The sequence below is a fragment of the Microbulbifer pacificus genome (assembly GCF_033723955.1).
In the GTDB taxonomy this organism is placed as follows: Bacteria; Pseudomonadota; Gammaproteobacteria; order Pseudomonadales; family Cellvibrionaceae; genus Microbulbifer; species Microbulbifer pacificus.
Genome location: NZ_CP137555.1, coordinates 2019702 through 2043673, shown reverse-complemented (window position 1 = coordinate 2043673; position 23972 = coordinate 2019702). Strand labels below are relative to the sequence as shown.

The following is a 23972-nucleotide window of genomic DNA, read 5'->3' as shown; positions in this document are numbered from 1 at the left end:
GGCTGTTGCGTCAGGCCGCCAGTTCCGCGGCCATGGCCGCCAGTAATTCGTCCAGCAGTGCCACCGCATCGGCGAGCTGCGCCTCGGAGATCACCAGTGGCGGCGCCAGGATCAGCAGGTTGCCGCGGCTGGCAAAAGACACCCCGGCCTCCATGGCGCTCTTCAGCAAGTTGGTCAGTGCCGGGTGCGCCTGCGGCCACGGCGACAGGGGTGTGCGGTGCTCGCGGTCGCTCACCAGTTCCACCACCGCGAACAGCCCGTGGCCGCCGCGCACGTCGCCGATCAGCGCGTGGCGCTGCTGCAATTTCTTGAGTTCCGCAAACAGCGCGGCGCCGAGGGCGCGCGAGCGCGCGATCAGGTTTTCCTCTTCATAGGCGGCAATGGCGGCGACGCCAGCGGCGCAGGACAGCGGGTGTCCGCAGTAGGTGAGGCCGGTGTAGAGCATTTCGTGTTCGAGGCGCACGGAGATTTCCGCCGACAGCACCACCGCACCCAGCGGCAGGTGCGCGCCGGTGAGGCCCTTGGCCACGGTCATCAGGTCCGGGCGTGCATCGGCGCCGTAGCGCTGCCATGCGAACCACTCGCCACAGCGGCCGAAACCGCTCATCACCTCGTCGGCGATCAGGTAAATACCGCGCGCACGGGTCAGTGTGCGCAGCGCCGGCCAGTAGTTGTCCGGGGCGACGATGCCGTTGGTGCCGGCGTTGGGTTCCATCAGTACCGCGGCCACATTGCCGGCGCCGGCGTCGTCGATCAGGGTCGCCACTTCGAGCGCCGCCAGCTCGCCGCACTCGGACTCGGTCTGGCTGTTGAACGGGCAGTGGTAGGCGTAGGGCGGGTGCGCGTGAATGACGCCGAAGGCTTCGGCATCGACTTGGGCGCGGGTGCGCGCGTCGCCGGACAGGGCCATGGCGGCGTAGCTGGCGCCGTGGTAGGAGCGGTCGCGGGTGATGACTTTGCCGCGGGGTTTGTTCGCCGCCTGGCGGGCGAACTTGATCGCGTTCTCGTTGGCGTCGGCGCCGCCGAGGGTGAAGAAGACGCGGCCGCCGTCGAAGCCGGATTTTTCCAGCAGCGCCTGCGCCAGTGCCGCGCGCGGCTCGGCGCCCCAGGCCGCGGTGACAAAGCACAGCTGCTCGGCCTGCTCGCGAATCGCGCGCACCAGTTTCGGGTGCTGGTGGCCGAGATTGCTGCACTCGGCGAGGCTGCTCATATCCAGGATACGGCGGCCGTCCTGCGCGATCAGCAATGCGCCCTCGCCGCCGACAATGGTGGGTGCGCGCCAGTCTGCCTGTCGGCACCAGCTGTGCAGTACCGTTTCCCGTTCGGGCTTGATGTCCGCCGAATCCATGCTTACCTCCGGTAGACGTTCGCAATACGAACATTTATTCTTATTGCGAACGAGTTTAGGGGGCAGTAGATTCGACTGTCAACGGATTCCCCCCAACGGAGGAGAAAGCGGCTTGAGCAGCCCAGAAGATTTCAACCAGAGCGCGGACTACGTCCAATCGCTGCACCGCGGACTGGAGGTGATCCGTGCGTTCAACTCCGAGCGCCCGGCCATGACCCTGTCGGAACTGGCGGAGTGCACCGGGCTTTCGCGCGCGGTGGTGCGCCGCCTGCTGCTGACGCTGCAGTACCTGGGCTATGTCACCAGCCGCGGGCGGCTGTTCTCGCTGTCGCCGCGCATCCTCGAACTGGGTTTTGCCTACCTGGGCTCGCTGCCGGTGACCGAACTGGCGCAGCCGCTGATGCAGGCGCTGTCGGACCGGGTGGGCGAGTCCTGCTCGCTGTCGGTGCTCGACGGCTTCGACATCGTCTACGTACAGCGCGTCGCCGTGCGCAAGGTGATGACCGTCAGCCTCGGTGCCGGCGCGCGCCTGCCCGCCTTCTGCGCCTCCATGGGCCGCGTACTGTTGTCCGGACTCGCGGATACCGAGTTGGACGCGTGGCTGGCGGAGGCGCCGATCGCGTCGCGCACCCCCTATACCGTCACCGAGCCCGCACGCCTGCATGAGGTGATCGCCGGCGTGCGCGACCAGGGCTACTGCTATGTCGAGCAGGAGCTGGAGCTGGGCCTGTGCTCGCTGTCGGTGCCGGTGCGCGACGGCAGTGGCCGTATCGCCTATGCGCTGAATATCGGCCTTCCCTACGGCGAAGGGGTACGCGAGCGCGCGCTCGCCGAGTTGCTGCCGGAATTGACCAGCACCGCCGAGGCCATCGGTCGCAGTCTCGCGGCCTCCCATTGAATTTAACGAATGAAGAGTTACGCGCCACAAAAAATATATCCGCAGGGTGTGGATGCCGTTCCCACCCGCCCGGTGAGACCACAACAATAAATCCGATCAGGAGCCTTCCTATGTCATATGCAACGTCTCATACACGGTCACGAGTCACCCGTTTTGCGCGCCCGCTGTTGCTGGCGGCCATGGCCGCGATGCCTCTCGCCGCTCCCGCCCTGGCCAGCGCCGAGGAGGTGTGGATCAAGGCCGGGCAACTGCTCGACGTGCGCAGTGGCAAGCTGCTGGCCGAGCAGGTGATTCGGGTCGAGGACGGGGTTATCCGCTCCGTCGGCCGCGACGCGATTCCGGAAGGTGCCAAGGTAATCGACTTCAGTGACAGCACCGTGCTGCCGGGGCTGATCGATGCCCACGTGCATCTGGGGGCGGATGCCTACAGTGGCGCCTACAGTTTTGTCACCATTTCCGTGCCGTCGCAGTCGATCACCGCCACCGCCAACGCGCTCACCACCCTCAAGGCCGGCTTCACCACCGTGCGCAGCGCCGGTGAAAACAGCTATGTGGACGTGGCCCTGCGCGATGCCATCGCCAAGGGCGAAGTGCCCGGCCCGCGTATCCTGGCCGCGGGTAACTTCCTCGGCATGACCGGCGGCCACTGCGACACCAACCTGCTGGCACAGGAATTCAAACACCGCGACGAGGGCGTCGCCGACGGCCCCTGGGCACTGCGCGCGAAGGTGCGTGAGAACGCCAAGTACGGCGTGGACGTGATCAAGTTCTGTGCCTCCGGCGGCGTGATGACCAAGGGCGATCACCCGGGCACCCAGGAGCTGACCTTCGAGGAAATGAGCGCGATGGTCGACGAGGCCCACCGCATGGGCAAAAAAATCCTCGCCCACGCCCACGGTGCCGATGCCATCAAGACCGCGATCCGCGCCGGCGTTGACTCCATCGAGCACGCCAGCCTGATCGACGCCGAGGGCATTCGCCTGGCCAAGCAGAGCGGTGTTGCACTGGTGATGGACATCTACAACGACGAGTTCATTCGCGAGGAGGGCCGCAAGGCGGGCCTGCTGGAAGAAACCCTGGAGAAGGAAAAACTGGTGGCGGAAGCCCAGCGCGAGAATTTCCGCCGCGCCCACCGCGCCGGCGTGAAGCTGGCGTACGGCACCGACGCCGGTGTCTATCCCCACGGCCAGAATGCGCGCCAGCTGAGCTGGATGGTGAAGTACGGCATGAGCCCGGCGGAAGCCATTCGCGCCGCGACCCTGGACGCCGCCGCGCTGCTGGGACTGGAAAGTGACATCGGCAGCCTGGAAGCGGGCAAGCGCGCCGACCTGATTGCCGTTAAGGGTAATCCGCTGGTGGACGTGGCGGTGCTCGAGCAGGTGGATACCGTGGTGCAGTCCGGACGGGTTACCGTGATCAACTGAGGGTGAGCGCCATGAAACAACAGTGGCGTTCCCTGGTGCTGGCGCTCTGCGCCGGCACTGCCGCCATCGGTGCCGGTATTGGTACGGGTGTAGGTACAGGTATCGGCGAGGAAGGCAGCGGCGACATCGCCGTGACCCGCCTGCCGTTCACGCCGGACTCCGGCAGCATCGCCATCCGCTGCGGCCGCCTGATCGACGGGGTTGGCGACACCCCGCTGCGGGACCAGCTGGTGATCATCCGCGACGGCCGCATCGCCTCCGTCGCCCCGGCGGACGCCGCCCCCGCGGACCTGCCGCTGCTGGCACTGCCGACCCACACCTGCCTGCCGGGCCTGATCGATACCCACACCCACCTCGCCGACAGCGGTATCGATTCCGCCGACGTGCTCGACATCCTCACGCCCGAACAGCAATTGCCGCTAAGCCGCGCCAATGCCCGCACCACCCTGCTGGCGGGCTATACGGTTGCGCGCGACCTGGGCAGCTACCTGGCGTTCGGGGTCAACGGCATCCGCGACCGGATCAACGCCGGCGAGGACATCGGCCCGCGCATCCAGACCGCCGGTTTCTACCTGACGATCCCCGGCGGCGGCGGCGACACCATTGTGCCGGGGCGGGCGCCGGAGACGATTCCCGCGGTGTTGCGCGCGGGTGTTGCGCGCGGCCCCGAACAGTTTGCCGAGAAGGCGCGCGCGGCCATCGCCGGCGGCGCGGACGTGATCAAGGTGATCGCTTCCGGCGCGGTACTCGCTTACGGCGGGGTCCCCGGCGCGCCGGAAATGACCCGTGCGGAAATTGCCGCGGTGGTGCGCGAGGCCCACGCCGCTGGTCTGAAAGTTGCAGCGCATGCGCATGGCGCGGAATCCATCAAGGACGCCATCCTCGCCGGCGCCGACACCATCGAACACGCGTCGCTGGCGGATGACGAGTCCATCCGGTTGGCCGCTGCGCGCGGTGTGGCTTTCTCCATGGATATCTACGACGGAGATTACATCTCCGCAGTGGGGCGCAAGGAGGGCTGGCCGGAGGAGTTCGTGCGCAAGGGTGACGAGACCACCGAGGCCCAGCGCCAGGTGTTCAGTGCGGCAGTGACCGCCGGCGTGCCACTGATTTACGGCACCGATTCCGCGGTCTATCCCCACGGCTGGAACGCGCGCCAGTTCAGCTATGCCGTGGCCCGCGGGCAGTCGCCGATGGCGGCGATCCAGTCGGCCACCAGCGTGGCGGCGCACTTTATGGGCTGGGAAGGTCAGGTAGGTGCACTCAAGCCGGGACTGCTCGGCGACCTGATTGCGGTGAAAGGGGATCCGCTGGCGGATATCCGCCGCCTGGAGCAGGTGTCGCTGGTGGTGAAGGGCGGCCACGTCTTCAAGTGGCGGGATGTTGAGTGAGGCGGTTAACGCCGTTTGTGCGGTAATCGCACAAACATTCTTATTGTGAACATTTGTGGATGGAAGTAGTCTTGGACGCAGCTATCAATAATCAAAACGCCAAGCGAAACCCGGTTATGCCTTCAGCAGCTACCCGACCACAGAGTGCCCAGAGCGCGGACACTGCCCAGAGCGCGGATATTGCCCTGCAGCGCATAGCGCAGGAGTTGGCGCGCGAGCCCTCAGCGGCGCTGGCGCAACTGCGCGCGCTGCTGGCGGACAATCCGCAGTCGGTTTACGCACGCCAGCTGCAGGCGGTGGCGCTGCGGTTGCTGGCGCGGGTACCCGAGGCGCTGGCGGTGCTCGAGCCGCTGGTGCGCGAACACCCCGGTTTTGCCGAGGCCCAGTACGAACTGGGTCTGAGCCTGCGCGCCCTGGGGCGGCTGGCGGAATCCGCGGAAGCCCTGCGCCGCGCGGTTACCCTGAGGGGCGACTTTGCCCCCGCGTGGAAATCCCTCGGCGACGCGCTGCTGGCGCTGGATAAAACCGACGAGGGCGAAGCGGCGCTCGGCCAGTTTGCCGCGCTCACCGCGCGCGACCCGCAATTGCGCCGCGCGCTGCAGGCACTGCAGCAGGGCCAGCTGGCGCTGGCGGAACAGCTGAGCCGTGATTACCTGAAGCGCCGGCCCGCGGATGTCACCGCGATTCGCCTGCTGGCGGAGCTCGGCCTGAAACTCGGGCGCTATGCCGATGCGGAAAAATTGCTGTCGCGCTGCCTGGAACTGGCGCCGGACTTTTTGCTGGCGCGCTATAACTACACCTTCGCGCTGATTCGCCTTGGCCGCCACGCCCAGGCGCTCGACCAACTGCAGCGTCTGCTCAGTGCCGAGCCCGACAACCCCAACTACCTGATCCTGAAAGGCGCCACCCTGGTGCGCCTGGCCCGCAATGACGAAGCGCTGGCCATCTATGAACAGCTGCTGGCGCAGAGCGACGCGCAGCCACAGGTACAGCTGAGTTACGGCCACACCCTCAAGACCGTAGGGCGCCAGGCCGAAGCGGTTACCGCCTACCGCCGCGCCGCCGCACTGGACCCGGAACTGGGGGAGGCGTGGTGGAGCCTCGCCAACCTGAAGACGGTGAAGTTCGACGATGCCGATGCGGCGGCGATGCGCGACCGTCTCGCACGGCCGGCAAAATCCGTGGAGCAGCGCGCGCAGTTGCTGTTTGCCCTCGGCAAGGCGTGTGAGGATGCGGAGCAGCACGAGGAATCGTTCCGGCACTACGCCGACGGCAACCACCTGCGCCGCGGCACCTTGCACTATTCCGCGCAGGAAAATGCCGAGCGCACAGACGCGGCGATCGAACTGTTTACCCCGGAATTTTTCGCCGCGCGTGCCGACCAAGGTTGCAGCGCAAGCGATCCGATTTTTATCCTCGGCCTGCCGCGCTCCGGTTCCACCCTGGTGGAGCAGATCCTCGCCAGCCACTCGCAGATCGAGGGCACCATGGAACTGCCGGACGTGATCGCGATGGCGCGCCGTCTCGGCGGGCGCAGGGACATGCGCGAAGCATCGCGCTACCCCGGCGTGCTGGCGGAACTGTCGCCGGCGCAGTGGCGCGAACTCGGCGAGGAATATCTCGAGCGCACGCGCGTGCAGCGCCGCGGCAAGCCGTTTTTCATCGACAAGATGCCAAACAACTTCGCCCATATCGGCTTCATTCACCAGATGCTGCCGAACGCGAAAATCATCGACGCCAGGCGCCATCCCATCGCCTGCTGTTTTTCCAATTTCAAACAGCATTTTGCCCGCGGCCAGCGCTTCAGCTATGACCTGGAAGAGCTCGGTCACTACTACCGCGATTACCTGCGCCTGATGGACCACTTCGAAGCGGTACTGCCCGGCCGCGTGCTGCGTGTGCAGTACGAGGATACGGTGGCGGATCTCGAGGGGCAGGTGCAGCGGCTGCTCGACTACTGCGGGCTGCCGTTCGAACAGGCCTGTGTGGATTTCCACAACAACAAACGCGCGGTGCACACCGCGAGTTCCGAGCAGGTGCGCCAGCCGGTATACCGCGACGGCCTGTCGCAGTTCCGGCCGTTTGTGCCGCAGCTGCAACCATTGATCGAGGCACTGGGGCAGGAGGTTATGGCCCGCTATCCGCTTTGAATGGAAATGACGAGCAATCAAAAACAACAGAAAAAACTGCAATACCAACGGAGAGTGTTAATGACAATTGATAAAAAACTCTGCGCACCGAAATTCGGCGGCTTTGTGAAAAAGCGCCTGCCGGTGGTGATCGCATCCTCGCTGTTGGCTCCCGCGCTGGTTTGGGCGGACGCCTCCCTGGAAGAAGTGGTGGTGACCGCCACCAAGCGCGAAACAAATCTGCAGGATGTTCCTATTGCAGTGCAGGCGCTGACCAACGAGAAGCTCGAACAGCAGAACATCAACAACTTCAGCGACTACATCAATTTCATGCCGGCGGTGTCCTTCCAGTCCACCCGCCCGGGCGTGTCACAGGTGTACATGCGCGGCATCTCCTCCGGCGGTGACGGCAACCACTCCGGCTCGCAGCCGAGTGTGGCGGTGTACCTGGACGAGCAGCCGGTGACCACCATCAACCAGGTGCTGGATGTGCACGTGTACGACGTCGCGCGTATCGAGACCCTGTCTGGTCCCCAGGGCACCCTGTTCGGTTCCAGTGCCCAGGCCGGCACCCTGCGCATCATCACCAACCAGCCGACCACCGAGAGCTTTGAAGCGGCCATGGATGTGGGCGTGAACAGCACCAAAAACGGCGGTGTGGGCAATTCCGTCGAGGGCTTTGTAAACTTGCCGATCAATGAGCGGGCTGCATTGCGTGTGGTGGGCTGGCGCCAGGAAGATGCGGGCTATATCGACAGCGTCGCCGGCAGCCGCACCTACGCCGCCTCCGGTATCACCGTCACCAACGACCAGTATGTGGAGAAAGACTTCAACGACAGCGTGACCGAGGGTATGCGCGCGCAGTTGAAGGTCGACCTGAACGATAACTGGACCGCGAACCTCGGGGTGAACACCCAGCAGCAGGAGACCAACGGCGTCTTCGACCATGACCCGGAAGACGTGGGCGATCTCGAAGTGGTGCGCTTCGGCCCGGACAAATATGAGGAAAGCTGGACCCAGAGCTCGCTGACCTTGACGGGCAGCGTCGGCGGCCTCGAGGTGACCTACGCCGGTGCCCACCTGGATCGCGACAGTGACTGGGCTTCCGATTACTCCGCCTACGCCGAGTACCTGGAAAACCTGTACGCGGACTACGGTTACGACTGTCTCTACTACAACAGCATGGGTGGCTGTGCCGATCCGACCCAGTACATCGACGACAACAGTAAATATCGTCGCACCAGCCACGAGCTGCGGGTGCAGTCGGACCAGGAGAATCGCCTGCGCTGGATCGCCGGTGCCTTCTACCAGGAGCAGGTGCACGATTTCGATATGCGCTGGCAGGTGCCGGAGCTCAGCACCGACGACTCGGTAATCGAGAATGGCCATGTGGTGTGGCAGACCGCCCAGGTGCGCAAGGACACCGACCGCGCCCTGTTCGGTGAAGTCAGCTACGACCTTACCGAGAAACTGACCGGGATGGTGGGTATCCGCCATTTCGATCTGGAAAACTCCCTGGTGGGCTTTGCCGGCACCCTCGGTCGCTGTACCGATTTCCCCTGTGTGGATTACCCCAACGTGGACGCGGTCACCGACGACAAGGGCGAGACCTACAAGGTCAACCTGAGCTATGCGCTCAACGACGATGTGATGCTCTACACCACCTACTCGGAAGGCTACCGCCCCGGCGGTGTCAACCGCGCCCAGGTGGGTGTGGTGTCGCCGGCCTATTCCCCGGACTGGGTCTACAACTACGAGTTCGGCTGGAAGGCGACACTGCTCGACAACCGCATGCGTTTCAACGGCAGCATCTACCGGGTCGACTGGGAAAACTTCCAGTACGCCTACCTGGACTACCAGGTATCGCCGCTGACCCTGATCACCAACGTGGGCCAGTCGCGCACCAACGGTATGGAGTTTGACCTGACCTACGCCGCCAGCGAACAGCTGCTGCTGTCGCTGTCCGGTTCGTTCAACGCGGCGGAACTGCAGGACGACTACTACCAGACCGACGACGATCGCCTCGAGGGCATTGTCAGTGCGCCCACCGGCACCGCCATGCCGTTCGTGCCCGAGACCCAGCTGAGCGCCACCGCGCGCTACGAAATGGAGCTGGGTTCCATGCCCGCCTATGTGCAGATGGCCTGGTCGCACACCGACGATTCCTGGAACAGCCTGGACGTGAGCCTGCGTCAGAAGCAGGCCGCCTACGACCTGGTGAATATGTCGGCGGGCCTCAGCGGCGAGCAGTGGTCGGCGGATATGTTCGTCAGCAACCTCACCGATGAGCGCGCCGAGATCTATCGCAACGAGAATGACTACGACGCGCGCATCACCACCAACCGGCCGCGCAGCATTGGCGTCCGCCTCGGCTACCGCTTCTGATCTGAGGCAACTCCCAAAAGCCGCGCCCCCGGGTGCGGCTTTTTTTGATGCCCTTTTGTGTGATTCATCCTTGGGAAAAAAACAACAATGAAACAGGCACTGATCTGCGATGGTATCCGCACCCCGATCGGCCGCTATGCCGGCGCGCTGGCGTCGGTGCGCGCCGATGACCTGGGGGCAATTCCGCTGCGCGCGCTGATCGAACGCAATCCGCGCGTGGACTGGGAGGCACTGGACGAGGTGTTTTACGGCTGTGCCAACCAGGCCGGTGAGGACAACCGCAACGTCGCGCGCATGGCGGCACTGCTCGCCGGGCTGCCGGTCGCCAGCGCTGCGGTCACCGTCAACCGTCTGTGCGGTTCCGGCATGGAGGCGGTGGGGCAGGCGGCGCGGGCGATTTTCTGCGGCGAGGCGCAACTGGCCATCGCCGGCGGGGTGGAGTCCATGAGTCGCGCGCCGCTGGTAATGCCGAAGGCCGACACGGCCTTCTCGCGGCAGGCGGAAATTTTCGATACCACCATCGGCTGGCGCTTCATCAACCCGCAGATGCAGCGCATGTTCGGCACCGACTCCATGCCGGAGACCGCGGAAAATGTTGCCGAACGCTACGGGATTTCCCGCGAGGACCAGGACCGCTTCGCGCTGCGCAGCCAGCAGAAGTGCGCGATCGCCCAGGCGGAGAAGCTGTTTGACGAAGAACTGGTAGCGGTGCCGGTGGCGCGCGGCAAAGGCGAGCCGCTGCTGGTGGCCCGTGACGAACACCCGCGCGCGGACACCAGGCTGGAGTCGCTCGCCGCACTGCGCGCGCCGTTTCGCGACGGCGGCAGCGTCACCGCGGGCAATGCGTCCGGCGTCAATGACGGCGCCTGTGCGCTGCTGCTGGCGAGCGAGGACGCGGCCCGCCAATTCGGCCTGACGCCGCGCGCGCGGGTCGTGGGTATGGCGAGCGCGGGGGTGGAGCCGCGGCTGATGGGCATGGGCCCGGTGCCGGCGGTGCGCAAGCTGCTGCGGCAGCTGAGCCTGAGCCTTGAGGCGCTGGATGTAATCGAGCTGAACGAGGCCTTCGCGGCCCAGGCTCTGGCGGTACTGCGTGAACTGGGGCTGCGGGACGACGACCCGCGGGTAAACCCGAATGGCGGCGCCATTGCCCTCGGCCACCCGCTGGGAATGAGCGGTGCGCGCCTCATCAACACCGCGGTCGCGGAGTTACACCGCCGCCGTGGGCGCTATGCGCTGTGCACCATGTGTGTCGGTGTGGGGCAGGGCATCGCGGTGGTGATCGAGCGGATTTGATGCGCCGTTGATGCCGTTGATATCGAATCCATAAAAATAAAGGAGCTGCATTTCCATGCCCCATATTCGCAAGCTACTCATACTGTTCAGCTGGCTGCTGACCAGCGCCTGCAGCCAGCAGGCCCCCGACAGGATTCTGTATAACGGTGCCGGCATCCCCGCTGCCGTCGCCATCAAAGACGGCAAAGTCTTGGCCATGGGCAGGGACGGGGAAATTTTACCGATGGCGGGCGCCGCCACGGCAAAGGAAGATCTTGCCGGCGCGACGCTGTTGCCCGGATTTGTAGATCACCATATTCACCTGCTCAATGTCGGGCGGTCGCTGGTTAACCGGCAGAATGGTGAAGCCCTGTTTGTGGATCTGTCCGGCATCACGTCAAAAGCGGCGCTGGTGGAGCGTTTGCGCGCGCGCTCCAGCCAACTGGCCCAAGGCCAGTGGTTGCTAGGCAAGGGGTGGAGTCAGGGGGCGTGGGGCGCGACCGAACTCCCCGATCGCAAATGGCTCGATGAAGCGGTACCAGACCGCCCGGTTTTTCTCACCCGCGTGGACGGCCATGCGGGCTGGGCCAATAGTGCGGCACTAACCCTGGCGGGGATCGACCGCGCGAGCATGGATCCCGCGGGGGGGCGGATTTTACGCAGGCCCGATGGCGAGCCCACCGGCGTCCTGCTCGAGCGCGCCAACGAAGTTGTGTTGGCGCTGCTGCCCAAACCAGATGTCGCAGAGCTGACGTCGGCATTTGCGGCCGCCGCCCGGACCTTGGCGCGGGCCGGCAATACCGAAGTCTACGACGCCGGCTTTCTGGCGCCTCCGGGTATCGTCGGGCTGAATCTGGACAGCGGCTACATTCTCGACGCGCTGCTGGCGCTCGACCGGACACACCCGCTGCCACTGAAAATCAACCTGATGATTCCCGCGCCGTCGGCCCTGGCCGAGCAACTGGTCAGCGGTGCGCCGCGGCCGGGCTCACCCCGGGTGACTGTCACCCACATCAAACTGTTTGCCGACGGTGCCCTCGGCAGCCGCGGTGCCGCGCTCACCCATCCGTTTAACGACGATCCCTCCACCCGCGGCCTGATGCGCATGAGCGACGACGAAATTGTCCAGTGGACCCAGCGCGCACTGGACTCAGGCCTCGGCCTTGCCGCCCACGCCATTGGTGATGACGCCGTCCACCGCGTGCTCAATGCCTTCGAATTCGTATTGCAAAGCCACCCCGATATTAGTCCCGAACGCCTGCGACTGGAGCACGCCTCGTATCTGTCCGATGAAGACAGCGCCCGTGCCGCAGGCCTGGGCATTTCGCTGTCGGTACAACCCAATTTCGTCTACCCCGACGACCAGGGGCATGCTATGGAGGATGCCCGACTGGGTGACACGGACCGGGTATACGCATTCGCCAGCCTGCTCAAGGCCGGCAACCGCCTGTTGGGCGGCAGCGATGCCTTTACCCTGCCCACCGGCCCTCTCTCGGACATGTACAGCGCCGTGACCCGCCAAAATTACCAGGGATTCCCGCGCGCAGGCTGGCACCCCGAACAAAAGCTGCCGCTGGAACAGGCCCTGTCGATGTTCAGTCGTCCGTGGCAGCTGGGTATGCCCGCCGATTTCACCCTGCTGGACAAGCAGCCGGGCACTCTGGACGCGGCACAATTGCGCCAGGCGCGAGTATTGGCCACCTACCTCGACGGTCAGCGGGTATCTGTGGATAACTAGGGTATAACCGCGCCGTTGCCTATCTTCGCCGCACAGGCGGAGTGGCGGGGCAAAGGGAAATGACGGGGAATTGGTTGCTAATGGTGCGCGGGCCTTCGCAGGGGCGGGCGCTATGCTTATAATGCGCGGCTGTTTGGTAGAGGTTTGTGGCGATTGCGCCGAAATCTACGGGCCGGCTGGGCCTTTAGGGGGAAAGGATGAAAGTAGTATTGAATTTCGTGGCGGCGCTGGCCGTGGTGGCTGGCGCAGCGGTTGCAGTGGCGCAGTCTGTGGATGAGCAGATCTCCGAGCGAACCGCCCCGGTAGGCAAGACCTGCATGAAAGGCGACGAGTGCGCGGCGGCAGCGCCGGCGGCAGCGGCCTCTTCTGGCGGTGCCCGCAGCGGTAGCGATGTTTACACCGGTAACTGCGCTGCCTGTCACGGTACTGGCGCGGCTGGCGCCCCCAAGTTCGGCGACGCCGCTGCCTGGGGTCCCCGTATTGCCAAGGGCATGGACACGCTTTACACCCACGCGCTGAACGGTTTCAACGCGATGCCGGCGAAAGGTCTGTGTATGACCTGTTCCGAGGATGAGGTGAAAGCTGCCGTTGACCATATGGTAGAAAACAGCAAGTAAGCGATCGCTTACTGCTGGATACAAAAAAGCCGCTCACTGAGCGGCTTTTTTGTATCCGGAATCCGGCGGGCAGCGACGTCCCGTTACTAGTCGAACATACTCAGCAGCGAGCCCAGGGTCTCCGCGCCCTTGGCCTGGTTCTGTTCCGGGGTCGCCTTGCCAAACCCTTCGAAGATACAGTCCTCCTGCGGCATTTCGTCGAGGAAGCGGCTGGGGGTGGTGTCCTGGTTCTCGCCGAACATCTTGCGCTTGCCCGCTAGGGTCATGGTCAGGGTGCGCTGCGCGCGGGTGATGCCCACGTAGGTGAGGCGGCGCTCCTCCTGGATATTGTCGTCCTCGATACTGTTGCGGTGCGGCAGCAGATTTTCCTCCATGCCGATCATGAACACGTAGGGGAACTCCAGACCCTTGGCCGCGTGCAGGGTCATCAGGCTGACCTTGTCGGTGGCTTCCTCTTCCTCCTGGCGGTCCAGCATGTCGCGCAGGATCAGCTTGGAGATGGCCTGTTCCAGGCGCACGTCCTGCTCCAGCTCGTCGTCGGTGCCCTCCATGGTCTTCATCAGGCTGTCCAGCAGCCAGTAGACGTTCTCCATGCGCTTCTCCGCCACCTTCTCGCTGCTGGCGTTCTGCGACAGCCAGCCGGCGTAATCGATGTCGTCGAGCATCTCGCGCAGCGCGGTTTCCGGGCTGTTGTCGGCGCAGTTGCGGGCCACGCCCTCGAGCCAGTGGGCAAAGCGGTCCAGGCGCTCGTAACCCTGTTCGGTGATGTGTTCCTTGAAGCCGATTTCCGAACAGGCGCGCAGCATGGAGATCTCTCGGCCCTTGGCGTAATTGCCCAGCGCTTCGAGGCTGCTGGTGCCGATCTGCCGGCGCGGGGTGTTGATGATGCGCAGGAAGGCGTTGTCGTCGTCCGGGTTCACCAGCAGGCGCAGGTAGGCCATCACGTCCTTGATCTCCGCGCGGGCGAAGAAGGAGGTGCCGCCGGACATCTGGTAGGGGATCTGGTTTTCCTGCAGTTTCATTTCGATCAGGCGCGCCTGGTGGTTGCCGCGATACAGCACCGCGAAATCCATGAACTTGGCGCCGCGGCGGGCCTTCTGCAGGAAGATCTCGTTGGCAACCCGCTCCGCCTCTTCGTTCTCATTGGCGGTCTTGAGCACGCGGATCTCGTCACCGAGGCCCTTGTCGGACCACAGCGCCTTGTCGAATTCGTGCGGGTTGTGGGCGATCAGGTGGTTGGCCACCTTGAGGATGCGGCTGGTGGAACGGTAGTTCTGCTCCAGCTTGATCAGGCGCAGGTTCGGGTAGTCCTGCTTCAGCTGGCTCATGTTTTCCGGGCGCGCGCCGCGCCAGGCGTAGATTGACTGGTCGTCGTCGCCCACCACGGTGAGACCGCCGCGGTCGCCCACCAGCAGTTTGACCATCAGGTACTGAGAGCTGTTGGTGTCCTGGTATTCGTCCACCAGCAGGTAACGGATTTTTCTCCGCCAGCGGTGCAGCAATTCGGGATCAGATTCGAACAGCTGCACTGGAATCAAAATAAGATCGTCGAAATCGACGGAATTGTAGGCCTTGAGTGCCTCGCAGTAGCGCCCGTAGGCCACCGCCATCGCCTGCTCCCCCGGGCTCTGCGCCAGTTCCAGCGCCTTGCGCGGGGTGAGCATGTCGTTCTTCCAGTTGGAGATCTGGTTCTGCACCCGGTCCAGCAGGTCGGTGTCCAGATCGCCGTCGCGCAGCATCAGTTCCTTGATCAGGCCGCGGGCGTCCTCGGCATCGAAGATGGAGAAACCCGGCTTGAAGCCGGCGGCGCGGTGCTCCTTGCGCAGGATATTCAGGCCCAGGTTGTGGAAGGTGGACACGGTGAGGCCGTGGGAGGCCTTGGATTTCTTGCCGTCCGGCCCGACGATCAGCTTGCCGACCCGCTCCTTCATCTCCCGCGCGGCCTTGTTGGTAAAGGTCAGGGCGGCAATATTTCGCGCCTGATAGTCGCACTCTTCGATCAGATAGGCGATTTTGCGTGTAATTACACTGGTCTTGCCGGAGCCGGCACCGGCCAGCACCAGACAGGGTCCGTCGACGTATTTGACTGCTTCCGCCTGGCGCGGATTGAGTTTGGTCATAGGGGTACAGCGGGGTTGGGAAGGACTGAAACGACTCGAAGGAGGGGATTCTATCAGCCGCGCCCCGGGTTGGCTGCGCCCGGAGTTGGATTTATATTGATCAACGCGACGAGAGAGCGGCCTGCGTTGCAGGCGCACATAACAAAAATACGGGCCGACCCCATGAAGACCAGTACACCGCTGTCCCTGGTGGACCAATCCCGCGGCGAAAGCGCGTTCGGGCGCCTGATGCACTTCTGGCGCAAGACCCTGGGTATGTCCCAGGAGCAGCTGTCGGAAGAGCTGGGTGTGTCCACCCGCCACATCAGCTTTCTCGAGACCGGCCGTTCGCAGCCCTCGCGGCTGGTGGCGGCGTCGCTGGCGGACTGTTTTGGCCTGAGCGGGCGCGATCGCGCCTACCTGCTCACCGCGGCGGGCTTCTCCGCTGACCAGTCGGTGTTTGACTCCCCGGAACTGGCGGCGTGGATGAACAAATCGATGCAGAACGCCATGGCGCGGGCGGAACCGGAACCCGCGTTCGCGTTGGATAATTTCGGCCGCGTTATCTCCGCCAACCGCGCCTGGCTGGCATTTATGCTGTCGCGGGTGAGCCCGACGTTGTTGCAAGATCCCAACATCTACGAGCTGGTAATGCATCCCCAGGGCCTGCGCCCGCATCTGCATAATGGCACCGCGCTGTCCTGTGGCCTCGCCCTGTACCTCACCATGGAAACCCTGCAGAGCGATGCCCCCGAAGGGTGGGCGATACTGGAGCGGTTGCAGGCGGCCGGGGCACTGCCGGACAACTGGCAGCAGCTGGCGCGACGCCTGATCCACACCAGCGACTATCCGCTGGCGCTCAACACCGAAACTGGCATCGTCAACCTCACGGTGTACAACGACACCCTGTCTTCCACCTCGCAGCTGGTGCAGCCGCGACTGCTGATCGGGCACATATACCGCGACGATAACCAGCGGGTAGTGAGTGACGCGGAGCTGGCGTCGGTGCCGGAAGATCACCCGCTGCTGTACCGCCCGCTGATGAGCGCGGCGATTACCTGACAAATAATGGTCGCGGCAACGGGGGCCACCTAAGCTCGAAGCGTCAATAAAAATAACGAGCACATGGCGATGAACCAGACCCCCAGTACCCGCGGCGCAGCCGATCCCCCCGTTTCCGACCCGTCCGTGGCCAGTCCGCGAAGCCCGGGCTGGCGCTGGGGCCCGTTCACCTTTCGGGTTCCGTTCCTGCACCTGAAGTTCGTGCCGTCGCAGTTTCTGCAGGGCGTGGTGGTGGCCAGCGGCACCAGCCTGATCATGGCACCGGTGATGATCGGTTACTTCGGTCTCAGCTTCGAGGAATCCCTGGCGCTGTTGCTGCTGGCGAATACTCTTTTATGCGCCTCGTTCTTGGTGTTTGGCGAACCCTTCGCGCCGGGCATGCTGACCCCGGCGTTTCCGCTGGTGCTCACGTTCATCGTTAGCGGCTACCCGGAAGGGCCCGCGCGCTTCCAGGTAATGACCGCGCTTTCGCTAATCCTTGCAGCCATCGCAGTGCTGTTCAGCCTCTCGGGGCTGTCGCGCCGGCTGATCGCGGCACTGCCGGTCGCGTTGAAGGCGGGGATCATTTTTGGCGCCGCGATTTCCGCACTGGACCGGGTATTCGTGAAAGATGTGGCCCTGTTTTCAAGTCACCCTTTCAGTGCCTCTACCGCGCTGCTGGTGGCCCTGCTGTTTACCTTTTCCGCGCCGATACAGATATTGCGGACACGCTACCGGTGGATCGACAGCTTCTGCAGCCTCGGCCTGTTGCCGGGATTTGTCGCCGCCGCCGCGGTGGGGTGGGTCGTTGGTGAAGTGCAGTTTGATATCCGCTGGGGCCTGTTTCTGCCGCCAGTGGTGGAGACCCTTGGCAAGGTGTCCCCGTTTGCCATCGGCTGGCCGCCCCTCGGTATGTACCTGGAGGTTTTGCCGCTGGCGTTTGTGGCCTACGTGATACTGTTCGGTGACTTCGTCACCGGCTCGGAAATGATTCGCAGCGCACAACCGGCGCGGGAAGACGATCCCGTCGATACCGACTTCGAGCGCAGCCAGCTGGCGGTGGCCGCGCGCAATGGCGTCTCCGCGCTGATCGCGCCGCTGTTTCCCTATCAGGGCATCCTGTGGACTGGGGTGCACGCGGTCATCATCCAGACCTGGCGCTGCGGCCGCGACAAGATGGCGGACCTGCACAGCGGCATCGGTTCTTACTACGGGTTCGGCCTGCCGCTGATCTATCTGTGCTGGCCCTGGATCAGCCTGATCAAGCCGATCATGGCCATCGCCCTGATGCTCACCCTCGCGCTCACCGCCTTCGCGTGTATCCTGGTGGCCGCGCCGCTGGTGAAAAAGCCGCTGGAAATGGTGTGCGCCCTGGTGATCGGCTACATGCTGGCCATGTTCGACGTGTGGACCGCGCTCGCCGCGTCGGTGTTTCTGCTGGTCTGCATCAATGGCAACCTGCCGCGCTGGAACCGGGGCGCGGGCCTCGACGCTGCCGCCAAACTGCGCGAATAGCTTTTACCTCCTACCCCGATTTGTCTATAAAGGCACCTCCATGAGGTGCCTTTTTTATGCAGCAGCCGACCATGTTACAACCTATTCGCGGTTATCACCGCGACGAACAAGACCACTGGGTGGCACAGCTCGCCTGTGGCCACAACCAGCATGTACGGCACGACCCGCCCTGGCAGAATCGCCCCTGGGTCACCACGCCGGAAGGGCGCGCGAAGATGCTGGGAGTGAACCTCGAGTGCAAAAAATGTGATGCAGGCGCCCCCGCCGACGAACAGCCGCAGGAGCTTATCTGATGGCAAAAATATGGGTCGACGCAGACGCCTGCCCCACCGCCATGAAGGAAATTCTGTTCCGCGCCGCCGAGCGCACCCAGACCGAATTGACGCTGGTGGCCAACCAGTTTATCCGGGTGCCGCCGTCACCCTTTATCCGTTCGCTGCAGGTCTCCTCCGGCTACGATGTTGCCGACAATGAGATCGCACAGCGCTGCGAGGAGGGTGATCTGGTGATCACCGCCGATCTGCCGCTGGCGGCAGATGTGATCGACAAGGGTGCTACCGCGCTCAACCCCCGTGGCGAGAAATACACCAAGGCAAATATCCGCGCGCGCCTGAACATGCGCGATTTCATGGAAACCCTGCGTTCCAGTGGCGTCCACACCGGTGGCCCACCACCGCTTGGACAGCAGGAGCGCAAGGCGTTTGCGGATCAGCTGGACCGCTGGCTGGCGCAGGCGAAGAAAAAATAAATACAGCAAGTCCCGGAGTTGCGATGAAAAGCCCGTGTTCACTCATTCCGTTCAAGGAAAAATATCTTGCCGCCCTCATGGGGTGGATAGATTCGGAAGTGGATTGCCGGCAGTGGGGCGGACCGGAGTTTCGCTACCCGTTCGACACGCAAAGTTTTTCCACAGACAGCCGCTGGCGAGAATTGCCGAGTTTTGTCGTGCTCGATGCACAGGGCGAGCCGTTGGCATTCGGTCAGTTTTACCGACGGCTGAACTGTTGCCATCTCGGCAGACTGATCGTGGCACCTCATGCCCGCGGGCGCGGGGTGGGTCAACAGTTGATACGCCAGCTGGCGGCGCAGGCAAAAGAGGTATTGCGTCTTGAGCAGTGCTCGCTGTTTGTGTTGAAAAATAATCGAGCGGCAAAAGCGCTGTATGAAAAAATGGGCTTCGAAGTGTGCAGCTACCCGGAGGAAATGGAGTGGCTGGATATGTGCCATTACATGGTCGCGCCGATGCAGAAATTACTGGTTATGGAAAATTGAAATGAGCAATTTTTTCGGGGTGGGTGCAGCGAAAATATTACTGACGGGCGCGGTGATTACCGCGGCAGCCTTTGCCACAGCGGCCGAGCAACCGCTGCCACAGCTCAAAGCCTACGAGGTGCCAGAACCCTGGCGCACGCCGGTGGCGCCGTTGCAGATCAGCGAGCACACCTGGCAGATTGGCACTCAGGAACTCAGCGCGCTGCTGATTAAAACCGACGCCGGTGCAGTATTGATAGACGGTGGTATGCCGCAGGCTGCAGCGCACCTGCTCGACAACATGCGCAAGCTGGGGGTGGGGCCGCAGGATCTGAAGTGGATTCTTCACAGTCACGCCCATATCGATCATGCAGGCCCACTGGCGGAAATCCGCCGCGCAACCGGCGCGCGGCTGGTGAGTAATGCCGAATCTGGGCGGCTGCTCGCCAGCGGGGGCGCCGGCGATATTCATTTTGGCGACGCGCTGCTGTTTTCGCCGGTGGACGTTGATCGCTATGTGTTGGACGGAGAAACTGTCGAACTCGGTGGTTTCCAATTTAATGTGCATTTTATTCCAGGCCATACGCCCGGCAGTATGGCCTGGACCTGGCAGGATCGTCGCAATGGCAAAACCGTGGATGTGGCCTATGTCGACAGCTTGACCGCCCCGGGTTACCAGTTGCTGGACAACCCGCGTTATCCGAATCTCCTGCAAGACTTTGGCTTTACCTTTGCCAAGGTTCGCGATCTTCCCTGTGACCTGTTATTGACGCCCCACCCGGGGGCCAGTGGTTGGAGCTACACCGTTGAGGCAAGGCAGCAAAAAGAAATGGACTGCAGAGACTACGCGGTTCAGGCGCAGCTGCAATTGGATAAGCAACTGGAAAAGCAGCGCCAGTTAAAAAAGAAACAGGCTAAACACTGAAATGGTGATTGAACCAGTAACCCGGCGCCTGCGGCTACGCCAGTGGTGCGACAGCGATCGCGCACCGTTTGCGGCGATGAATACCGACCCTGCAGTGATGGAATTTTTCCCCGCGTTGCTGGATCGCACCGAAAGCGATGCGGGCATCGACCGGCAGATCGCGCATATCGAAAAATATGGCTGGGGTTTCTGGGCGGTGGAAACACTGGGGGACGAACAGTTTATTGGGTTCGTCGGCATCAAGCACGTTGCCGACAATATGCCGTTTGCTCCGGCGGTGGAAATCGGCTGGCGTCTGGCGAAAAATGCCTGGGGAAAGGGCTTCGCCACCGAGGCCGCGCGCGCATGCCTGCAGGTCGGATTTGACCAGCTGGGGCTGCCGGAAATTGTTTCATTTACCGTGCCCGAGAATTGGCGCTCGCGAGCGGTAATGGAAAAACTGGGCATGCAGTACCGCGAAAATTTTTTGCACCCGGCATTGCCTGCGGGGCATCCGATGCAGGAACATGTGCTCTATCGCCTGCGAGCCGGTACCAGCATGGTTTCGTGTTAAACCGACACCGCGGTTTTTCTGTCGAGGTTTCGATATGCCAGTGCCTCGGCAATTTGTGCGGTACCGATATTTTCCTGCCCAGATAAATCCGCCAGCGTGCGCGCCACTTTCAATACCCGGTGGTAACTGCGTGCGGACAGGCCGAGTTTTTCCACCGACACCCGCAGCAGCGCACTTTCCGCCTTGCCCAGTGGGCAGTACTCATCCAGCTCGCTGCCTTTCAGCTCGCCGTTGATTTTTCCCTGCCGCCGCAGCTGGATTTCCCGCGCGGCGCGCACCCGCTCGCGCACGGTTGCGGATTTTTCTCCGGGCGGGGATTCCTGCAGTTGCGCGGCGCTCATGCTCGCAACTTCTACCTGCATGTCGATGCGGTCGAGTAACGGGCCCGATAGTTTGTTGCGGTAGCGATGTATCTGATCGGGCGTGCAGCGGCAGCGCGGCTCGCCAAGGTAACCGCAAGGGCACGGGTTCATCGCGGCCACCAGCTGGAAATCCGCGGGAAAAGTGACCTGGGCACGGGCGCGGGAAATCCTGACTTCACCGTTTTCCAGCGGTTCGCGCAATATTTCCAGCGCTGCGCGGGGAAACTCCGGCATCTCGTCGAGAAACAATACGCCGCGGTGCGCGAGGCTGATTTCTCCCGGGCGCGGGTCGCTGCCACCACCGACCAGTGCAGTGGGGGAGGCCGAGTGGTGCGGGGCGCGAAATGGCCGCTGGCGAATACGCGCAAGCCCGGCGCTGGAGTAGAGCGCAGCTACCTGAAGCAGTTCGCGCTCGCTGAGCGGCGGCAGTATTCCGGGCAGGCGGCTGGCCAGCATGGTTTTTCCCGTTCCAGGCGGACCATAGAGCAACAGGTTGTGTGAACCGGCAGCTGCGACTTCCAGTGCGCGCCGGGCCTTCAGTTGCCCGCGCACATCCGCTAGATCCGCGCACAGCACTTCTTCCAGCGTGTCATCGCTCACCGCGTCCGGCAGCGGTTCGCGTCCATGCAGCTGTGCGCACACCTGCAACAGGGAGGTGGCAGCCTTCACCGGGGTGTCGATCAGTGCCGCCTCACTGGCGGATTCCGCGCTAATCACCAGGGTGCGGTCGCAGTCGCCGCAGGCGATGGCTGCGGGCAGTGCACCGGGAATGGGGCGAAGGCTGCCGGACAGCGCCAGCTCGCCGATAAATTCGTGCTGCTCGAGGGCATCGCCGGGTACCTGCCCGGAGGCAGCGAGGATGCCGAGTGCGATAGCGAGGTCGTAGCGGCCGCCGGCCTTGGGCAGGTCTGCCGGTGCCAGGTTGACGGTGATACGCCGCTGGGGAAATTCGAAGTGGCTGTTGACGATGGCGCTGCGCACCCGGTCGCGGCTTTCGCGCACCGCTGCCTCGGGCAGGCCGACGATATTGAATGCCGGCAAACCGTTGGCGAGATGGGTTTCCACGGTGACCAGTGGCGCATGAATGCCCAGCTGCGCGCGGGCATAGGTGATAGATAGGCTCACTTTTCTTCCTGAAAAATGGTCGTCCCTGAAATCCTGGCTAGGATGACTGGTTAGTTTTGGTTGTCCAACTGCGCTTCGAGCGCCTGCAGTTGTTGTTCGAGTCGGGCCAACTTTTCCTCTGCCCGCGCCAGTTTGGCGGCCTGGATGTCAAATTCCCGCTGGTTTACCAGCGGCAGTTTCCCCAGTGCCACTTCGAGGGCGTCGCGCAGATCGCTGCTGATAACTGCCCCTTGTTGTTGCAGTTCACTTAGTAACTGTTGCAATTTTTCCGCGGCCACGCGCAATTCTCCACTACAAACTCCGGTTTCGACAGCGGCAAATAGTACCGCAGCGGCTATTTCTCACCAAGCGGCGGAGTCAGTGCTCACTCTTGGTTCGCGAGCCCCACAATTCACCAGTCAAATGCGCAAATGCGGTGCAGGTTCAATTTTGGTGCGCACTTTTTTTGCGCACGCCGCTGGCGCAACCTCGCATTTGCCCCGTGGAGTCTCCGCAAAAATCCCCTAACTAATTGATTTAATTGTGAAATATCAGAGTTGGCACTAACTCTGCAAGTAGTCCTGTGCAAATCGTCCTGGTAGTGAAGGCGGGGATAGGCCTTCAAGTGAAGTGCCGGACGATATGTGGTGCATACCGTCTCCCCGGTGTAGTTGTGACCGCAAAGATAAAAAACAAAACGAGCATTTCACACAGAGATCAAGGAGAACCAAAAGTGGGCAAGCTGAACAATAAAATGGCAGCAATCGTTTCCGGAAGCGTACTGGCAATGGCCATTTCCGCAGGTGCGATTGCGCAGGACTCCGGTCCCAGCCTGAGCGCCAACCTTGGTGTGGTAAGTGACTACAAATTCCGTGGCGTTTCCCAGTCCGACACCGGCCCGGCCATTCAGGGCGGCGTGGACCTGGATATGGGCAATGGCTTCTATCTGGGCACCTGGGCATCCCAGGTCGACTTCGCCTACGGTACCGACGAAACCGATTTCGAACAGGACTTCTACGGCGGTTACTCCGGTGAAACCGCCGGTGGTATGGGCTATGACGTGGGCTACATCTATTACGCCTACCACGGCAGCAGCCAGGATGAAGACTACCAGGAAGTGTATGGCAGCGTGAGTTTTGGCGACCTGAGCCTGGGCTTTGCCTACTCCGACGACTACTGGTACCAGGCGGGCGAGTTCGTGTACCTGAACGCGGGCTACTCCTTCAGCCTGGCCAACGATATCACTCTGGACCTGAGCGCCGGCCTGAACCTGTTCGATGAAGAAATCTTCCTGAGTGAATCTGATTCCTACATCGATTACTCAGTGTCGATCGGCAAGGAGTTTGGTGGCCTGGCGCTGAGCGCTTCCCTGGTTGGCACCGATGCCAGCAAGGCGGAGTGTTACAACCTGGACTGGTGTGAAGCAACTGTACTGGCCGGTGCCACTTACAGCTGGTAACAGCCATAACGACATAAGCCCGCTCCTCGAGTGGGCTTCATCTTAGGGGGGAGACCATGAAACTGGTAACCGCAATTATCAAACCTTTCAAACTCGACGCGGTGCGCGATGCGCTGGCTGAGGCTGGTGTCAAAGGCATCACCGTGAGTGAAGTGAAGGGCTTTGGGCGGCAGAAAGGGCATACCGAACTCTATCGTGGAGCCGAGTATGTGGTGGATTTTCTGCCCAAAACCATGCTGCAGATTGCCGTGGATGACAGCCAGCTCGACGCTGTGCTGGAAGCCATCGGCAGCGCGGCGCAGAGCGGCAAGATCGGCGACGGCAAGATCTTTGTTGCAAACCTTGAGCAGGCAATCCGTATCCGTACCGGTGAAACCGGCCCGGAAGCGATCTAACAATCACAAACGATTGCCAGTAACGATTCTTTGATCAACAGAAATAACTGCCGGGGCAACTCGGGA

21 protein-coding genes are annotated in these 23972 nt (G+C 62.9%); 17 read left to right on the top strand and 4 right to left on the bottom strand.

Annotation, left to right across the window (positions count from 1 at the left end):
* Positions 1–10: 10 nt before the first annotated feature.
* Positions 11–1348 carry an aminotransferase family protein gene (locus R5R33_RS08825; protein WP_318955652.1) on the bottom strand — a complete coding sequence of 446 codons (1338 nt, stop codon included), beginning with the start codon at positions 1346–1348 and terminating at the stop codon, positions 11–13.
* Positions 1349–1460: 112 nt separating this feature from the next.
* Between R5R33_RS08825 and R5R33_RS08820 the strand changes: the two genes are divergently transcribed.
* The 8 genes from R5R33_RS08820 (at position 1461) to R5R33_RS08785 (ending at position 13202) form a co-directional block, all read left to right on the top strand.
* Positions 1461–2246, top strand: coding sequence for an IclR family transcriptional regulator domain-containing protein (locus R5R33_RS08820; protein WP_318955651.1), 786 nt, complete (start codon positions 1461–1463; stop codon positions 2244–2246).
* Positions 2247–2356: 110 nt separating this feature from the next.
* On the top strand, positions 2357–3670 hold the full coding sequence (locus R5R33_RS08815; RefSeq protein WP_318955650.1) for a Xaa-Pro dipeptidase: 1314 nt from the start codon (positions 2357–2359) through the stop codon (positions 3668–3670).
* 11 nt (positions 3671–3681) lie between these two features.
* Positions 3682–5061 carry an amidohydrolase family protein gene (locus tag R5R33_RS08810; protein ID WP_318955649.1) on the top strand — a complete coding sequence of 460 codons (1380 nt, stop codon included), beginning with the start codon at positions 3682–3684 and terminating at the stop codon, positions 5059–5061.
* 116 nt (positions 5062–5177) lie between these two features.
* On the top strand, positions 5178–7211 hold the full coding sequence (locus R5R33_RS08805) for a sulfotransferase (RefSeq protein ID WP_318955648.1): 2034 nt from the start codon (positions 5178–5180) through the stop codon (positions 7209–7211).
* A 60-nt stretch (positions 7212–7271) separates the two neighbouring features.
* Complete coding sequence (locus tag R5R33_RS08800; protein ID WP_318955647.1) at positions 7272–9575, top strand: TonB-dependent receptor; 2304 nt, start codon at positions 7272–7274, stop codon at positions 9573–9575.
* A gap of 87 nt (positions 9576–9662) precedes the next feature.
* Positions 9663–10868, top strand: a complete 1206-nt coding sequence (gene pcaF, locus R5R33_RS08795) for a 3-oxoadipyl-CoA thiolase (protein WP_318955646.1) — start codon at positions 9663–9665, stop codon at positions 10866–10868.
* Between the two features lie 55 nt (positions 10869–10923).
* Positions 10924–12585, top strand: coding sequence for an amidohydrolase (locus R5R33_RS08790; protein WP_318955645.1), 1662 nt, complete (start codon positions 10924–10926; stop codon positions 12583–12585).
* 197 nt (positions 12586–12782) lie between these two features.
* The gene (locus tag R5R33_RS08785) at positions 12783–13202 is read left to right on the top strand and encodes a c-type cytochrome (RefSeq protein ID WP_318955644.1); all 420 of its coding nucleotides are present in this window, start codon (positions 12783–12785) and stop codon (positions 13200–13202) included.
* Positions 13203–13288: 86 nt separating this feature from the next.
* Here the strand turns inward: R5R33_RS08785 and rep are convergent, their stop codons facing one another.
* Positions 13289–15322: a DNA helicase Rep gene (gene rep, locus R5R33_RS08780; protein WP_318955643.1), complete on the bottom strand. Its 2034-nt coding sequence runs from the start codon at positions 15320–15322 to the stop codon at positions 13289–13291.
* Between the two features lie 162 nt (positions 15323–15484).
* On the opposite strand from rep, the gene R5R33_RS08775 reads away from it, so the two are divergent.
* The 7 genes from R5R33_RS08775 (at position 15485) to R5R33_RS08745 (ending at position 20586) form a co-directional block, all read left to right on the top strand.
* Positions 15485–16363 carry a helix-turn-helix domain-containing protein gene (locus tag R5R33_RS08775; protein WP_318955642.1) on the top strand — a complete coding sequence of 293 codons (879 nt, stop codon included), beginning with the start codon at positions 15485–15487 and terminating at the stop codon, positions 16361–16363.
* A gap of 69 nt (positions 16364–16432) precedes the next feature.
* Positions 16433–17857 carry a hypothetical protein gene (locus R5R33_RS08770; protein WP_318955641.1) on the top strand — a complete coding sequence of 475 codons (1425 nt, stop codon included), beginning with the start codon at positions 16433–16435 and terminating at the stop codon, positions 17855–17857.
* 71 nt (positions 17858–17928) lie between these two features.
* On the top strand, positions 17929–18150 hold the full coding sequence (locus R5R33_RS08765) for a DUF3565 domain-containing protein (RefSeq protein ID WP_318955640.1): 222 nt from the start codon (positions 17929–17931) through the stop codon (positions 18148–18150).
* Positions 18150–18605, top strand: coding sequence for a YaiI/YqxD family protein (locus R5R33_RS08760; RefSeq protein ID WP_318955639.1), 456 nt, complete (start codon positions 18150–18152; stop codon positions 18603–18605). Before R5R33_RS08765 ends, R5R33_RS08760 begins: the two co-directional genes overlap by 1 nt.
* Before the next feature lie 23 nt (positions 18606–18628).
* Positions 18629–19129, top strand: a complete 501-nt coding sequence (locus R5R33_RS08755) for a GNAT family N-acetyltransferase (RefSeq protein ID WP_318955638.1) — start codon at positions 18629–18631, stop codon at positions 19127–19129.
* Between the two features lies 1 nt (position 19130).
* Entirely contained in the window at positions 19131–20033 is a 903-nt protein-coding gene (gene bla, locus R5R33_RS08750; RefSeq protein ID WP_318955637.1) for a subclass B3 metallo-beta-lactamase, read from the top strand.
* A 1-nt stretch (position 20034) separates the two neighbouring features.
* Complete coding sequence (locus R5R33_RS08745; protein WP_318955636.1) at positions 20035–20586, top strand: GNAT family N-acetyltransferase; 552 nt, start codon at positions 20035–20037, stop codon at positions 20584–20586.
* On the opposite strand, the gene R5R33_RS08740 is transcribed toward R5R33_RS08745, so the two are convergent.
* Entirely contained in the window at positions 20583–22073 is a 1491-nt protein-coding gene (locus tag R5R33_RS08740; RefSeq protein WP_318955635.1) for a YifB family Mg chelatase-like AAA ATPase, read from the bottom strand. The two genes, R5R33_RS08745 and R5R33_RS08740, sit on opposite strands and share 4 nt — an antisense overlap.
* Before the next feature lie 50 nt (positions 22074–22123).
* Entirely contained in the window at positions 22124–22351 is a 228-nt protein-coding gene (locus R5R33_RS08735; protein ID WP_318955634.1) for an accessory factor UbiK family protein, read from the bottom strand.
* A gap of 455 nt (positions 22352–22806) precedes the next feature.
* Here R5R33_RS08735 and R5R33_RS08730 point away from each other — a divergent pair, with 455 nt between their 5' ends.
* Complete coding sequence (locus tag R5R33_RS08730) at positions 22807–23511, top strand: TorF family putative porin (RefSeq protein ID WP_318955633.1); 705 nt, start codon at positions 22807–22809, stop codon at positions 23509–23511.
* Positions 23512–23567: 56 nt separating this feature from the next.
* Positions 23568–23906 (top strand): P-II family nitrogen regulator, encoded by a 339-nt coding sequence (locus tag R5R33_RS08725; protein WP_318955632.1) that lies wholly within the window; start codon positions 23568–23570, stop codon positions 23904–23906.
* The last annotated feature ends 66 nt before the right edge of the window (positions 23907–23972 follow it).

Excerpts from the sequence above, each read along its gene's own strand:
- R5R33_RS08825 (WP_318955652.1), bottom strand. The coding sequence starts at position 1,348 with ATGGATTCGGCGGACATCAAGCCCGAACGGGAAACGGTACTGCACAGC.
- R5R33_RS08815 (WP_318955650.1), top strand. The coding sequence starts at position 2,357 with ATGTCATATGCAACGTCTCATACACGGTCACGAGTCACCCGTTTTGCG.
- R5R33_RS08810 (WP_318955649.1), top strand. The coding sequence starts at position 3,682 with ATGAAACAACAGTGGCGTTCCCTGGTGCTGGCGCTCTGCGCCGGCACT.
- R5R33_RS08805 (WP_318955648.1), top strand. The coding sequence starts at position 5,178 with ATGCCTTCAGCAGCTACCCGACCACAGAGTGCCCAGAGCGCGGACACT.
- R5R33_RS08800 (WP_318955647.1), top strand. The coding sequence starts at position 7,272 with ATGACAATTGATAAAAAACTCTGCGCACCGAAATTCGGCGGCTTTGTG.
- pcaF (WP_318955646.1), top strand. The coding sequence starts at position 9,663 with ATGAAACAGGCACTGATCTGCGATGGTATCCGCACCCCGATCGGCCGC.
- R5R33_RS08790 (WP_318955645.1), top strand. The coding sequence starts at position 10,924 with ATGCCCCATATTCGCAAGCTACTCATACTGTTCAGCTGGCTGCTGACC.
- R5R33_RS08785 (WP_318955644.1), top strand. The coding sequence starts at position 12,783 with ATGAAAGTAGTATTGAATTTCGTGGCGGCGCTGGCCGTGGTGGCTGGC.
- rep (WP_318955643.1), bottom strand. The coding sequence starts at position 15,322 with ATGACCAAACTCAATCCGCGCCAGGCGGAAGCAGTCAAATACGTCGAC.
- R5R33_RS08775 (WP_318955642.1), top strand. The coding sequence starts at position 15,485 with ATGAAGACCAGTACACCGCTGTCCCTGGTGGACCAATCCCGCGGCGAA.
- R5R33_RS08770 (WP_318955641.1), top strand. The coding sequence starts at position 16,433 with ATGAACCAGACCCCCAGTACCCGCGGCGCAGCCGATCCCCCCGTTTCC.
- R5R33_RS08765 (WP_318955640.1), top strand. The coding sequence starts at position 17,929 with ATGTTACAACCTATTCGCGGTTATCACCGCGACGAACAAGACCACTGG.
- R5R33_RS08760 (WP_318955639.1), top strand. The coding sequence starts at position 18,150 with ATGGCAAAAATATGGGTCGACGCAGACGCCTGCCCCACCGCCATGAAG.
- R5R33_RS08755 (WP_318955638.1), top strand. The coding sequence starts at position 18,629 with ATGAAAAGCCCGTGTTCACTCATTCCGTTCAAGGAAAAATATCTTGCC.
- bla (WP_318955637.1), top strand. The coding sequence starts at position 19,131 with ATGAGCAATTTTTTCGGGGTGGGTGCAGCGAAAATATTACTGACGGGC.
- R5R33_RS08745 (WP_318955636.1), top strand. The coding sequence starts at position 20,035 with ATGGTGATTGAACCAGTAACCCGGCGCCTGCGGCTACGCCAGTGGTGC.
- R5R33_RS08730 (WP_318955633.1), top strand. The coding sequence starts at position 22,807 with ATGGCAGCAATCGTTTCCGGAAGCGTACTGGCAATGGCCATTTCCGCA.
- R5R33_RS08725 (WP_318955632.1), top strand. The coding sequence starts at position 23,568 with ATGAAACTGGTAACCGCAATTATCAAACCTTTCAAACTCGACGCGGTG.